Raw genomic sequence first — 13,531 nt, 5'->3', positions numbered from 1 at the left:
TATTCTACTCGCAAACCACACCTTAAAGTCAATTCTAAAGACTAATCGATTAATAAGTATTCGACTCTAGTCGTATTGCCGTCGCTGTTAAATGCTGTAAATTTCCATCTGCGGAATTTTCCGTTTAAAACCAAACAAAAATTGTAATAGCGTTTCATGAAATATATACTATCGGCGGCGTAAAAACAGTTCACATTCCCGAAGTTTTTTTGCTGAACCAGCTTTAGCAAATTGGAGTATACTGCTTAGGGTTGTGGCTGTTTCTACAGCAACAATAATGACAACTACGCTCTACACGGGCATCGATAGGCAAGACACTGTGAAAAAGCAAAGACCAATAAATCTCGATTTATCGACAATCTCTCTACCTGCGACTGCCAAAGCCTCTATCATTCACCGGGTAACTGGTGTTGCAATGTTCTTCGCGCTGCTGTTTGTAATTTGGGCATGGGCGACGTCATTGCAAAGTGCGGAAGGTTTTGACTACGTGAAGTCCTTGTTAAATTCACATTTAGCGAAATTTATCGCTTGGGGCACTATCACGGTACTGATTTACCACCTGATTGGCGGCATTCGTCACCTGATTATGGACATGGGGCATTGGGAAGAGCTGGACTCTGGCAACCTAAGCGCCAACATTACTATCGGATTATGGATTGTGTTAGCCGTTTTAGCAGGAGTATGGTTATGGTTCTAAATCAAGCAAGCCTGAAACGCGATGGCGTTCAGGATTATGTTTCGCTTCGTGCTTCAGCTATCGTGCTGGCGCTGTATAGCTTATTTATTTTAGGTTTCTTTTTGTTTACGCCAGAAGTGACTTTTGAAGTCTGGCAAGGTTTATTTTCAAACCTATTTATTAAAGTGTTTACTTTATTAGCCCTGATCTCTATTGCTATCCATACTCGTATTGGTTTATGGCAGGTACTCACTGATTACATCAAATGCGCTAAATTGCGCGGGGTGTTGCAGTTTGTGCTGTATGTTATTGCCTTCGGTTATGTGGCAGTGGGTTTATTTGTGTTGTGGGGTGCTTAAGTGAATATTCCAGTAAGAGAATTTGATGCCATCGTTATTGGTGCGGGTGGTGCGGGTATGCGCGCTGCACTACAAATCACGCAATCAGGTTTAACCTGTGCGCTTTTATCAAAAGTGTTCCCGACGCGTTCACATACCGTTTCTGCACAAGGTGGTATCACGGTTGCTTTAGGAAATAGCCACCCAGACAACTGGGAATGGCACATGTTTGATACTGTAAAAGGTTCAGACTATATCGGTGACCAAGACGCTATTGAATACATGTGTAAAACTGGCCCTGAAGCTATCACTGAGCTTGAGAACATGGGCTTACCATTTTCACGTTTTGAAAATGGTCGGGTTTATCAGCGTCCTTTCGGTGGTCAGTCGAAGAATTTCGGTGGTGAGCAAGCTGCTCGTACTGCGGCTGCCGCTGACCGTACTGGTCATGCTTTGCTTCACCTGTTATACCAGCAAAACGTGAAAAACCGTACTCAAGTCTTCTCTGAGTGGTACGCGCTTGATTTAGTTAAAAATCAGGATGGTGCCATTGTTGGTTGTACTGCCATTGACATTGAAACGGGCGAAATCGTTTACTTCAAGTCAAAAGCGACTGTGTTAGCAACAGGTGGTGCGGGTCGTATTTACGCCTCTACGACCAATGCCCACATCAATACCGGTGACGGTGTAGGTATGGCGCTACGTGCAGGTGTACCGCTACAAGATATGGAAATGTGGCAATTCCACCCAACCGGTATTGCCGGTGCAGGTACGCTGGTAACTGAAGGTTGTCGCGGTGAAGGTGGTTATCTGCTTAACAAAGACGGCGAGCGTTTTATGGAGCGTTATGCGCCTAATGCCAAAGACTTGGCAGGTCGCGACGTTGTTGCTCGTTCTATGATGACAGAAATCCGTGAAGGTCGTGGTTGCGATGGTCCTTGGGGCCCGCACATCAAACTTAAACTTGACCATTTAGGTGCTGAAGTTTTAGAAAGCCGTTTACCAGGTATTTGTGAACTGTCACGTACTTTTGCTCATGTTGACCCGGTAAAAGAGCCTATTCCGGTAATTCCTACTTGCCACTATATGATGGGTGGTATTCCAACCAACGTACATGGTCAAGTTATCCATCCTAAAGCGGACGGTTCTGAATCAGTAGTTGCTGGACTGTTCGCTTGTGGCGAAATCGCTTGCGTATCTGTGCATGGTGCAAACCGTTTAGGCGGTAATTCGCTGTTAGACTTAGTAGTATTTGGTCGCGCTACTGGCTTGCATTTAGGTGAAGCGTTAGCGGCTACTGCGGAAGCTCGTCCTGCCTCGCAATCTGATTTAGACGCTTCGCTAGCACGTGTACAGCGTTGGGAGGCTTCAAAACCAGGCCAAGGTGAAGATCCGGTACAAATTAAGAAAGATTTACAGCAGTGTATGCAACTTAACTTCTCAGTATTCCGTGAAGGTGCTGCCATGGCAGAAGGTTTACAAGAGCTGAAAGAGATTCGTGAGCGCTTGAAGTATGCCCGTTTGGATGATAAAAGTTCAGATTTCAATACCCAGCGTATTGAGTGTTTAGAGCTAGACAACCTGATGGAAACGGCTTTCTCCACTGCTGCAGCGGCGAATTACCGTACCGAGAGTCGTGGTGCGCATGCCCGTTTTGACTTCCCAGATCGGGATGACGAAAACTGGTTATGCCACAGCGTTTATACACCTGATACCGAATCGATGTTTAAACGTAAAGTTAATCTGGAACCTAAGTTCCGTGACGCTTTCCCACCGAAAGCACGTACGTACTAAGAGGGCTGACAGCGATGAAGAAGTTAGTATTTTCAATCTATCGTTATAACCCTGATGTCGACCAAGCGCCGCGCATGCAGGATTACACACTGGATAACCCGGAAGGCCGGGATATGATGGTGCTTGATGCACTGATTAAGCTGAAAGAGCAAGATCCTACCTTATCGTTCCGGCGTAGTTGTCGCGAAGGCGTGTGTGGCTCTGACGGCTTAAACATGAATGGTAAAAACGGTTTGGCCTGTATTACGCCATTATCTGCAGCTGGTTTAAAAGGCGGCAAAATTGTATTGCGTCCGTTACCTGGTTTGCCGGTAATTCGTGATCTGGTAGTGGATATGAGCCAGTTCTACACTCAATATGAAAAAGTGAAGCCTTACCTGATTAACGACAGCAAATTACCTCCTGCGGGTGAATTTCTGCAAAGTCCGGAAGAGCGTGCTAAGCTTGATGGCCTGTATGAGTGTATTTTATGTGCTTGTTGTTCAACCTCATGTCCGTCTTTCTGGTGGAACCCAGATAAGTTTATTGGACCGGCTGGTTTACTGCATGCCTACCGCTTTTTAGCAGACAGTCGTGATACGGCAACTGAGCAGCGTTTAAATGATTTAGATGATGCTTTTAGCGTATTCCGTTGTCACGGTATTATGAATTGCGTTAACGTTTGTCCGAAAGGATTAAATCCGACTAAAGCTATTGGTCAGATCAAATCTATGCTGTTAAATCGGGCGCTGTAATGCGCCCTTTTTTAGTATTTAATTGAAACTGTCCACATCGCTTCGGTGTGGCAGTTTTTTTGCTAATTTTCCAGGTGCTCAAAAATAAGGGAAACTAAATGCACGAAGGTGTAATGAAGGCGTGGTTAGAGTCTTCACATCTTGGCGGTGGCAACATGGCCTATGTGGATGAACTCTATGAATCCTACTTAGCAGAGCCCACCAGTGTTGGTGACGAATGGCGTGAATTTTTTGCCAAGTTACCAAAAATCGATGGGGTCGAACTTGAAACCCGCCACAGCGATGTGCGCCAACAGTTTGCTGAGTTGGCTAAAAATAAACATCGCGAAGTGGTTGTTGTTAACTCCGGTTCTGGTACTGATAACCGTCAGGTTAAAGTATTGCAACTGATAAACTCCTATCGCTTCCGTGGTCACCAGCACGCCAATTTAGATCCGTTAAATCTGTGGAAACAACCACGGGTTCGTGATCTTGAATTGTCATATCATGAACTATCTGAAGCTGATTACGATACCGAGTTCAATGTTGGATCACTAGCTTGTGGTCAGGACACGATGAAACTGGGTGAATTGCATAAAGCGCTTGAACGCACTTACTGCGGTTCAATTGGCGCTGAATACATGCACATCGTATCAACCGATGAAAAACGTTGGATCCAACAGCGCCTGGAAAGTGTGCAGTCGCAGCCTCGTTATGATAATGAAACGAAATTGCAAATCCTAAAAGGATTGGTTGCTGCAGATGGTTTAGAAAAGTATTTAAGTTCAAAATTCCCAGGTGCGAAACGCTTTGGTCTGGAAGGTGGCGATGCCATGGTTCCAATGCTAAAAGCGATGATTCACCGTGCCGGTGAACAGGGTGCTAAAGATTCTGTTATTGGTATGGCTCACCGCGGGCGTTTAAATACCTTAATTAACGTTTTGGGGAAAAATCCTTCAAAGTTATTTGATGAATTTGCCGGTAAATATGAAGTAGTGGGCGCCGGTGATGTGAAATACCATATGGGTTTCTCATCTGATTTTGAAACTAAGGGCGGCCCTGTTCACTTAGCTTTAGCCTTTAACCCATCTCACTTAGAAATTGTAAATCCTGTAGTCTTGGGTTCAGTACGGGCGCGTTTAGATCGTCGTGGTTGTACCGACGGCTCACTGGCGTTGCCAATTACCATTCATGGTGATTCTGCTTTTGCAGGTCAAGGTGTGGTAGCGGAAACCTTCAATATTTCACAGACTCGTGCTTTTAAAGTTGGCGGCACTGTCCGGATCGTCATAAATAACCAAGTTGGTTTTACCACGTCGAATCCGGAAGATACCCGTTCTACACCTTATTGTACTGATATTGCCAAGATGGTGCAGGCACCAATTTTCCATGTGAACGGTGATGATCCTGAAGCCGTGGTATTTGTAGCGCAGTTAGCAGTCGATTATCGTAATACTTTCAAACGCGATGTGGTTATCGATCTTGTTTGTTATCGTCGTAATGGTCACAACGAAGCCGATGAGCCGAATGCGACTCAGCCGTTGATGTACCAGAAAATCAAAAAACACCCAACGCCGCGTGAAATCTATGCTGAAAAGCTAGTTTTAGAAGGTGTGGTGACTACTGAACAAGTGAAAGCTTTAGTGGATGGCTACCGCGATGCGCTGGACAAAGGCGATTGTGTGGTAGATGAATGGCGGCCGATGGCGCCAAGTTCTGTCGACTGGACGCCTTTTATTGGCAAAGATTGGGATGCGGCTTATGATGCAAGTCTGACGCTTGATAAACTGGTTGCATTAGGGGAAAAAGCGACTCAGATCCCTGCTAGCCATGTGTTACAACGTCAAGTAGGCAAGGTTTACGAAGATCGCGCCTTAATGCTCAAAGGCGAGAAAAAAATCGACTGGGGTTTTGCTGAAATTTTAGCTTACGCTTCTATTGCTGGTGAAGGCTCACGTATTCGTATTGTCGGTCAAGATTCTGGCCGTGGTACTTTCTTCCATCGCCATGCGGTATTGCATAATCAGACCGATGCCAGTACTTATATTCCGCTTGAGCATATCAGCGAAGATCAAGGCGTTTTTCAGGTTTACGATTCTGCATTGTCTGAAGAAGCCGTATTAGCCTTTGAATATGGTTATGCCACTGCAGAGCCTCGTGCCATGGTGATTTGGGAAGGACAATTTGGTGACTTTGCTAACGGTGCGCAAGTTGTTATTGACCAGTTCTTAAGCTCAGGTGAGCAAAAGTGGGGCCGTTTATGCGGTCTGACCTTATTGCTACCGCATGGTTATGAAGGCCAGGGCCCTGAACACTCTTCTGCACGGTTAGAGCGTTTCTTGCAGCTGTGTGCTGATCACAATATGCAGATCTGTGTGCCAACTACACCTGCGCAGGTCTTTAATATGTTGCGTCGGCAGATGGTGCGTCCAATGCGTCGGCCATTGATTGTCATGTCGCCTAAATCTTTATTACGTCATCCTCTGGCAACTTCTACTTTAGAAGAACTCGCCTCAGGGGTGTATCATAATGTGATTGGTGAGATTGATGAGTTGAATCCCGCTGATGTGAAGCGCGTTATCTTCTGTAGTGGTAAAGTCTATTACGAATTGCTTGAAGAGCGCCGTAAGCGTGAGCAAAAAGATGTGGCTATCGTGCGCGTAGAGCAGTTGTATCCATTCCCACACAGTGAGATGGCGGCAGCACTGGCTAACTATCAGCATGTGACTGATTTTGTTTGGTGTCAGGAAGAGCCACAAAACCAGGGAGCTTGGTATTGCAGTCAACACCATTTCTGGGCTGCTATCCCTAAAGGTGCTCAGTTAACCTATGCTGGTCGTGAGGCGTCATCATCACCTGCGGTAGGCTATTTGTCTGTGCACAACAAACAGCAACAAGCGTTAGTGAATGATGCACTAACCATTAAATAACTATTTGACCGCCTGCCGTTGCAGGCGGTGTTAACTGATATAGACCAACCGTTATAGGTGAAAAAGTGGAAATTAAAGTACCCGTACTTCCAGAATCTGTTGCAGATGCAACTATCGCCACCTGGCATGTTAAAACCGGTGAAGCCGTAAGCCGTGATCAGGTATTAGTAGATATTGAAACTGATAAAGTGGTGCTTGAAGTTGTAGCACAAGCTGACGGTGTAATGGGCGAGATCATCCATGACACTGGCGCGACCGTTACTGCCGAAGAAGTTATCGGTAAGATGGAAGCTGGTGGCGCACCTGCTGCAAAAGCCGACGCACCAAAAGCAGAAGCCGCACCTACCGCTGCTCCAGCTGCTGACGAGGGTGATGATGCGTTAAGCCCATCAGTACGCCGTTTAATTGCTGAAAAAGGCTTAGACGTCAGCAAGATTAAAGGTAGCGGTAAAAATGGCCGTGTAACTAAAGAAGATGTCGAGAAATTCTTAGCCGGTGCTCCAGCGAAAGCTGCTGCGCCAGCTGTTGCTGCGCCAGTAGTTGCTGTTGGTGATCGTAGTCAGAAGCGTGTGCCTATGACACGTTTACGTAAAACTATCGCCAATCGTTTATTAGACGCGAAAAACTCTACTGCCATGTTAACTACTTTCAACGAAGTGAACATGAAGCCAATTATGGATCTGCGCAAGCAGTATCAGGACGTGTTTGAGAAGCGTCATGGTATCCGTTTAGGCTTTATGTCGTTCTATGTTAAAGCGGTTACTGAAGCCTTAAAGCGTTTCCCAGAAGTGAATGCTGCTATCGATGGCGATGATATTGTTTATCACAATTACTTTGATGTCAGTATCGCCGTGTCTACACCACGTGGCTTGGTAACGCCAGTACTGCGTGATTGTGACAAGATGAACTTGGCTGAAATTGAGAAAGCCATCAAAGATTTAGCCGTGAAAGGCCGTGACGGTAAATTGTCTATGGACGATTTAACGGGCGGTAACTTTACGATCACTAACGGCGGTGTTTTTGGTTCACTCATGTCTACGCCTATTATTAACCCTCCACAATCAGCTATTTTGGGTATGCACAAAATCCAAGATCGCGTGATGGTTGTGGACGGTAAAATGGAAATTCTGCCAATGATGTACTTAGCACTGTCATATGATCACCGTATCATTGATGGTAAAGAGTCTGTCGGTTTCTTAGTAACCATCAAAGAGTTACTGGAAGATCCAACACGGATTCTGCTGGACATCTAAGGTAAGCGCAATTAGAGACACCACTCTTGCTGTGGTGTCTCTTAACTTAACTGGTTGCTTACATATTAGCTTGGCTAGTCAAGCAGCATCTTGCTTGCTTAACTAGCAAATTTAATATGCGGTAATCAAAATTTGGTTGTAAGTGTTTACAGCCTTTAATTCAAAATGAACGGAAAATAGCCATGAATTTGCACGAGTATCAGGGTAAGCAACTGTTTGCCCAATATGGTTTGCCTGTATCGAAAGGCATCGCTGCCGCCACTGTGGAAGAAGCAGTTGAAGCAGCTGATAAGATCGGCGGCGATATGTTTGTTGTTAAGGCGCAGGTTCACGCTGGTGGCCGCGGTAAAGCGGGCGGTGTGAAGCTGGTTAAGAGCAAAGAAGACATTCGCGCTTTCGCAGAGAAATGGCTGGGTAAGAACCTGGTAACCTACCAAACAGACGAAAAAGGTCAGCCGGTTAGCCGTATTCTGGTTGAGCCTTGCACTGATATCGCTAAAGAGTTGTATTTAGGTGCCGTTGTAGACCGCTCTTCACGTCGTATCGTGTTTATGGCCTCTACTGAAGGTGGCGTGGAAATTGAAACCGTAGCCCACGAAACACCAGAGAAAATTTTAAAAGCCGCTATCGATCCACTGGTTGGCGCTCAGCCATTCCAAGGTCGTGAGTTAGCGTTCAAACTGGGTTTAGAAGGCAAGCAAGTAAACCAATTCGTAAAAATCTTTATGGGCCTGGCGAAATTGTTCCAGGAAAAAGATTTAGCCTTGTTAGAAGTTAACCCATTGGTTATCACCCCAGCTGGCGATCTGCATTGTTTAGATGCCAAGTTAGTGATCGATGGTAATGCTTTATACCGTCACCCAGATTTAAAAGCGATGCAAGATCCATCACAAGAAGATCCACGTGAAGCGCATGCCGCTGCATGGGAACTGAACTATGTTGCTTTAGGTGGCGACATCGGTTGTATGGTTAACGGTGCCGGTTTAGCTATGGGTACTATGGACATCGTGAAATTACACGGTGGCCAACCTGCTAACTTCCTGGACGTTGGCGGCGGCGCGACCAAAGAGCGCGTGGTTGAAGCATTCAAAATTATCCTGTCTGATACTGCGGTTAAAGCCGTTTTCATCAATATCTTCGGCGGTATCGTGCGTTGCGATATGATTGCTGAAGGTGTAATTGGTGCAGTGAAAGAAGTTGGCGTTAAAGTACCTGTCGTTGTTCGTTTACAAGGTAACAACGCTGAACTGGGCGCAAAAGTATTGCAAGAAAGCGGCCTGAACATTATTGCTGATACCGATCTGACTGGCGCAGCCAAGCAAGTCGTTGCAGCAGCGGCCAAGGCATAAGGGGTAAGCAATGAGCGTTTTAATTAACAAAGACACCAAAGTAATTTGTCAGGGTTTCACTGGTGCACAGGGTACTTTCCACTCTGAGCAAGCTATTGCTTACGGTACTAAGATGGTTGGCGGTGTTACGCCAGGTAAAGGCGGTCAAACGCATTTAGGTCTGCCAGTGTTTAACACGGTAGCAGAAGCGGTTGCCGCTACGGGTGCGGAAGCATCAGTTATCTATGTACCAGCCGCTTTCTGTAAAGATTCTATCTTAGAAGCAGCCAACGGTGGTATTAAGCTGATCGTGTGTATCACTGAAGGTATCCCAACCTTAGATATGCTAGATGCCAAAGTAAAATGTGATGAATTAGGCGTACGCTTAATTGGCCCTAACTGCCCAGGTGTGATCACACCAGGCGAATGTAAAATTGGTATTATGCCAGGCCATATCCATTTACCAGGTAAAGTGGGTATCGTGTCTCGTTCAGGCACCCTGACGTATGAAGCGGTTAAGCAGACAACTGACTACGGTTTCGGCCAGTCTACTTGTGTGGGTATTGGTGGTGATCCAATCCCAGGTTCTAACTTCATCGACATCCTGAAATTATTCCAGGAAGATCCACAAACTGAAGCCATCGTGATGATCGGTGAAATCGGTGGTTCTGCAGAAGAAGAAGCGGCTGCTTACATCAAGCAACATGTAACTAAGCCTGTGGTATCTTACATCGCTGGTGTTACTGCACCTGCTGGTAAGCGCATGGGTCACGCTGGTGCGATTATCTCTGGTGGTAAAGGTACTGCTGATGAGAAATTTGCTGCTTTAGAAGATGCTGGTGTGAAAACCGTGAAGAGCTTAGCCGATATCGGTAAAGCCCTGAAAGAAATTACTGGTTGGTAATAACAACCATGCTGACAAAACCCGCTCTGTTGTAGCGGGTTTTTTTATAGCTATAGCTACTGGTCAGTCTCGCTTCTGCTGTTATAATGCCGCTAAATGCTTGTTTCCCCGTTTCTAAAAGGACACTTATTATTATGTCGGACGTAACGCCACGCCCAACAAACTTTATTAGACAAATTATCGACGCCGATCTGGCCTCAGGTAAGCACAATACCGTGCAAACCCGTTTTCCGCCCGAGCCAAATGGCTATCTGCATATTGGTCATGCCAAATCAATTTGTTTAAACTTCGGTATAGCCCAAGATTACCAGGGGCAGTGTAATTTACGTTTCGACGATACCAATCCTGAAAAAGAAAACGTTGAGTTTGTTGAATCGATTCAGCGTGATGTGAACTGGTTGGGTTTTCAGTGGTCAGGTGCGGTACGTTATTCATCGGATTACTTCGAGCAGTTATATGGCTATGCGGTAGAGCTAATTAACAAAGGCTTGGCTTATGTCTGTTTCTTAAACGCCGAGCAAATGCGCGAATACCGTGGTAATTTAACCCAGCCGGGTAAGCCTAGCCCTTATCGCGATACCAGCCCAGCAGAGAATCTGGCGTTATTTGAAAAAATGCGTGCCGGCGGTTTTAAAGAGGGTGAGTGTTCATTACGTGCCAAAATTGATATGGCCTCCAGCTTTATCTGTATGCGCGATCCGGTGATTTATCGGGTGAAATTCGCGCATCATCACCAAACCGGTGATAGCTGGTGTATTTACCCGATGTACGATTTTACCCATTGTATTTCGGATGCCTTAGAAGGTATTACCCATTCGCTTTGTACACTGGAGTTCCAGGATAACCGTCGTTTATACGATTGGATTTTGGATAACATCACTATCGACTGCCACCCACAGCAAATTGAGTTTTCGCGCTTGAATCTTGAATATGCGGTGATGAGTAAGCGCAAGCTGCAAACTTTAGTTGAACAGCAAGTGGTCAGCGGTTGGGACGATCCACGCATGCCAACCATTGCCGGTTTACGCCGTCGTGGCTATACGCCTGCTGCTATCCGCGAGTTTGCTAAGCGTATCGGTATTACCAAACAAGATAATGTGATCGAAATGAGTGCGCTCGAAGCCTGTATTCGGGAAGATTTAGACAGCACGGCGCCTCGTGCTATGGCTGTGCTGGATCCGATTAAAGTGACTATCACCAATTATCCAGCAGATAAATTGGAATGGTTAATGGCACCTAATCATCCGAAAGAAGATATGGGCGAGCGGCAATTACCTTTTGGTCGCACTGTCTACATTGATCGCGCTGACTTTCGCGAAGAAGCCAATAAAAAATATAAGCGCTTAGTGCTTGGCGGTGATGTACGTCTGCGTAATGCTTATGTTATCCATGCCGATGAAGTGATCAAAGACGAAGCCGGGCAGGTGGTTGAGCTAAAATGTAGCTATTTACCGGAAACACTGGGTGAAAACCCTGCTGATGGTCGTAAAGTGCGTGGCGTTATTCACTGGGTGGAGCAAACTCAGGCGTTACCTGCAGAATTCCGTGTCTATGATCGCTTATTCAGTGTCGCTAACCCAGCCGCAGAAGATGATTTTATGGCAACCATTAACCCGCAGTCGTTAGTAGTGAAGCACGGCTTTGCTGAGCCGTCTTTACAGCACGCTGTTGCCGAAAAGGCCTATCAGTTTGAACGTGAGGGATATTATTGCGCGGATAATAAAGATGCAACGGCTGCCAAGTTAGTGTTTAACCGTACTGTTGGGCTACGTGATGTGTGGGGTAAAGAAGAAGACTAAGGTCTGATGCCTAAGCAGCTAAAGCATTACCGTAGCAGCAAACAAAAAAACCGGGTGAAATAAGCCCGGTTTTTGCATTATTTTTGCCATGATATTCTCCTGTGGTGTTAAGCACTGTAGCATAGCGTTGATGACTGTCATTCTGATTAGAAATCACACTGACTAGCCTAAGATCGTAATGTAGATTGAATAACCCAAGTTGAGAGGTAATAAGCATGGAGATTTTTTGGGCAGTGTTATTTTTTGCATTTTCCACTACGATTACGCCAGGCCCAAATAATGTGATGATCATGTCTTCAGGTGTTAACTATGGTATTAAAGCCAGCCTGCCGCATTGGTTGGGGATTTGTTTAGGTTTTCCATTAATGGTGTTGCTGGTTGGCTTAGGCTTTGGGGTAGTGTTTGAACGCTATCCACATTTACACCAGTTAATCAAAGTGGTGGGCACCTTATATTTATTGTATCTAGCATACCGGATCGCCAGCGCGAAACCTGAGCAGATCGCTACTGGCCAAAGTAAAGCCTTAACCTTTTGGCAGGCAGTATTATTTCAATGGGTAAATGGTAAAGCTTGGGTGATGGCATCGGGTGCCATGGCGGCTTTTACCACGGTAGCGGGTGTTTACTGGTTAGAAGTCTCGATCATTACTCTGGCATTTTTATTGGTCGCCTTTCCTTGTGTGGGTATTTGGCTATTATTTGGGGCTGTGTTAAAAAAGGTCCTCAATAACGCGGTAGCGCAGCGTATTTTTAATCTGCTAATGGGGCTTATCTTGTTGCTATCGGTTGTGCCAGTGTTACTGGAACTATGGCACTACTATTTTAGTGCAGCATAAGTAATCAGCCTACGCTATAGCCAAGCAACTTGGGCATAGCGTCTAGCGCAAAGGATAGTGTAGTTATTTAAATGAATGGCAGTGAAGAAAAGTTTTTTTTAGAGCATGAAGCTGCTCGGATTTTTATGCGGCTGTATGAGCAGCGCTATCAGATTAAAATGCGCCATATTTGGCACAACGAGCCTGCCAGACCCGATGTATCTTGCTACTATGCCGATCAAAAGTTGGATCTGGAAATCGCTCACCTTTATGGTAGTGAAGTGGAGGCGATGCATATTTTAGGGCGAGAACTCAGCTCACAAACACATCAAGAATTACTGGCTTTACTTGCTGTCCCCGCCGAACAGAGAATGTTAACGGCACTCAACCGAATTATTACTAATAAAGCCGCTAAATATTATGATAGTGAGCGTGTCTGGTTGGTGATCCGTAATGCCAACCCGTTATGGCGACGTGAAGCCATGCTGGCGCATTGTCATGCACTTCATATGCCTAAAAAGCATCCCTTTGAGCAAATTTGGGTGATTGGCGATATGCAAGGCATATCGGGGATTTTACCGCTGTATCCAACAGCATTACTGCAACAAGAACGAAGCACATGTTAAAGCAATACCAGCGTCTTGCCAGAATATTAAGTCCTTTTCGACGGATATTGCAGGTCTTACTCGCTAGCTTAGCCTTCGCCTTTACGTTATTGATTTTTTTTGGTGATCATTACACTGATCAATGGTTACTGCCCAGCTTGGTCAGTTTGCTGTTTCTGTTGGCGTTGTTGTTATTGGTGTTATTATTTTCACATGACCCCCTTCCAGCCAGAGGATGGGTGCGGCGTTTCGGCCAATGGTTATGGCAAAGACTTATGGTTTTGCTTTTTACGGCCATCTTCCTACTATGGTTTTTCCTGTTCCTTCGTGCATTATCCGCTATAATTCGCCAACTTTTTTCATGGTAAAAGGTTTT

11 protein-coding genes and 1 pseudogene are annotated in these 13,531 nt (G+C 45.6%); all 12 read left to right on the top strand.

Features of this window, described 5'->3' with window-relative positions; all coding sequences use genetic code 11:
• Positions 1 to 319: 319 nt before the first annotated feature.
• Positions 320 to 697 (top strand): succinate dehydrogenase, cytochrome b556 subunit, encoded by a 378-nt coding sequence (sdhC, locus tag ACO1PK_RS15930; protein WP_423188240.1) that lies wholly within the window; start codon positions 320 to 322, stop codon positions 695 to 697.
• A complete protein-coding gene (sdhD, locus tag ACO1PK_RS15925; RefSeq protein WP_423186575.1) occupies positions 688 to 1,035 on the top strand; it encodes a succinate dehydrogenase, hydrophobic membrane anchor protein in 348 nt (115 codons plus the stop codon). The genes sdhC and sdhD overlap by 10 nt, the downstream gene beginning before the upstream one ends.
• Positions 1,036 to 2,808 carry a succinate dehydrogenase flavoprotein subunit gene (gene sdhA, locus ACO1PK_RS15920; RefSeq protein WP_423186574.1) on the top strand — a complete coding sequence of 591 codons (1,773 nt, stop codon included), beginning with the start codon at positions 1,036 to 1,038 and terminating at the stop codon, positions 2,806 to 2,808.
• Between the two features lie 14 nt (positions 2,809 to 2,822).
• A complete protein-coding gene (locus ACO1PK_RS15915; protein ID WP_423186573.1) occupies positions 2,823 to 3,542 on the top strand; it encodes a succinate dehydrogenase iron-sulfur subunit in 720 nt (239 codons plus the stop codon).
• Positions 3,543 to 3,640: 98 nt separating this feature from the next.
• Entirely contained in the window at positions 3,641 to 6,451 is a 2,811-nt protein-coding gene (locus ACO1PK_RS15910) for a 2-oxoglutarate dehydrogenase E1 component (RefSeq protein WP_423186572.1), read from the top strand.
• A gap of 62 nt (positions 6,452 to 6,513) precedes the next feature.
• Positions 6,514 to 7,704 (top strand): annotated as a pseudogene (odhB, locus tag ACO1PK_RS15905) (2-oxoglutarate dehydrogenase complex dihydrolipoyllysine-residue succinyltransferase); the annotation flags it as partial.
• 182 nt (positions 7,705 to 7,886) lie between these two features.
• Positions 7,887 to 9,053 (top strand): ADP-forming succinate--CoA ligase subunit beta, encoded by a 1,167-nt coding sequence (gene sucC, locus ACO1PK_RS15900; RefSeq protein WP_189482124.1) that lies wholly within the window; start codon positions 7,887 to 7,889, stop codon positions 9,051 to 9,053.
• Positions 9,054 to 9,063: 10 nt separating this feature from the next.
• On the top strand, positions 9,064 to 9,936 hold the full coding sequence (gene sucD, locus ACO1PK_RS15895; protein WP_423186571.1) for a succinate--CoA ligase subunit alpha: 873 nt from the start codon (positions 9,064 to 9,066) through the stop codon (positions 9,934 to 9,936).
• Positions 9,937 to 10,070: 134 nt separating this feature from the next.
• Positions 10,071 to 11,735: a glutamine--tRNA ligase gene (gene glnS / locus ACO1PK_RS15890; RefSeq protein WP_423186570.1), complete on the top strand. Its 1,665-nt coding sequence runs from the start codon at positions 10,071 to 10,073 to the stop codon at positions 11,733 to 11,735.
• A gap of 215 nt (positions 11,736 to 11,950) precedes the next feature.
• Entirely contained in the window at positions 11,951 to 12,571 is a 621-nt protein-coding gene (locus tag ACO1PK_RS15885; RefSeq protein WP_423186569.1) for a LysE family translocator, read from the top strand.
• Between the two features lie 71 nt (positions 12,572 to 12,642).
• Positions 12,643 to 13,176, top strand: coding sequence for a hypothetical protein (locus ACO1PK_RS15880; protein WP_423186568.1), 534 nt, complete (start codon positions 12,643 to 12,645; stop codon positions 13,174 to 13,176).
• Positions 13,170 to 13,523 carry a hypothetical protein gene (locus ACO1PK_RS15875; protein WP_423186567.1) on the top strand — a complete coding sequence of 118 codons (354 nt, stop codon included), beginning with the start codon at positions 13,170 to 13,172 and terminating at the stop codon, positions 13,521 to 13,523. Before ACO1PK_RS15880 ends, ACO1PK_RS15875 begins: the two co-directional genes overlap by 7 nt.
• Positions 13,524 to 13,531: the final 8 nt, after the last annotated feature.

Origin of the sequence: Alishewanella sp. d11 (assembly GCF_049390205.1) — a bacterium.
GTDB lineage: Bacteria > Pseudomonadota > Gammaproteobacteria > Enterobacterales > Alteromonadaceae > Alishewanella.
The sequence above is the reverse complement of the archived record's forward strand: the minus strand, read 5'-3'. Positions and strand labels throughout refer to the sequence as shown.

What these genes read in the sequence shown, in the direction of transcription:
- ACO1PK_RS15915 (WP_423186573.1), top strand. Translation starts at nt 2,823, where the DNA reads ATGAAGAAGTTAGTATTTTCAATCTATCGTTATAACCCTGATGTCGAC.
- glnS (WP_423186570.1), top strand. Translation starts at nt 10,071, where the DNA reads ATGTCGGACGTAACGCCACGCCCAACAAACTTTATTAGACAAATTATC.
- ACO1PK_RS15910 (WP_423186572.1), top strand. Translation starts at nt 3,641, where the DNA reads ATGCACGAAGGTGTAATGAAGGCGTGGTTAGAGTCTTCACATCTTGGC.
- sdhD (WP_423186575.1), top strand. Translation starts at nt 688, where the DNA reads ATGGTTCTAAATCAAGCAAGCCTGAAACGCGATGGCGTTCAGGATTAT.
- ACO1PK_RS15880 (WP_423186568.1), top strand. Translation starts at nt 12,643, where the DNA reads ATGAATGGCAGTGAAGAAAAGTTTTTTTTAGAGCATGAAGCTGCTCGG.
- sucC (WP_189482124.1), top strand. Translation starts at nt 7,887, where the DNA reads ATGAATTTGCACGAGTATCAGGGTAAGCAACTGTTTGCCCAATATGGT.
- ACO1PK_RS15885 (WP_423186569.1), top strand. Translation starts at nt 11,951, where the DNA reads ATGGAGATTTTTTGGGCAGTGTTATTTTTTGCATTTTCCACTACGATT.
- ACO1PK_RS15875 (WP_423186567.1), top strand. Translation starts at nt 13,170, where the DNA reads ATGTTAAAGCAATACCAGCGTCTTGCCAGAATATTAAGTCCTTTTCGA.
- sucD (WP_423186571.1), top strand. Translation starts at nt 9,064, where the DNA reads ATGAGCGTTTTAATTAACAAAGACACCAAAGTAATTTGTCAGGGTTTC.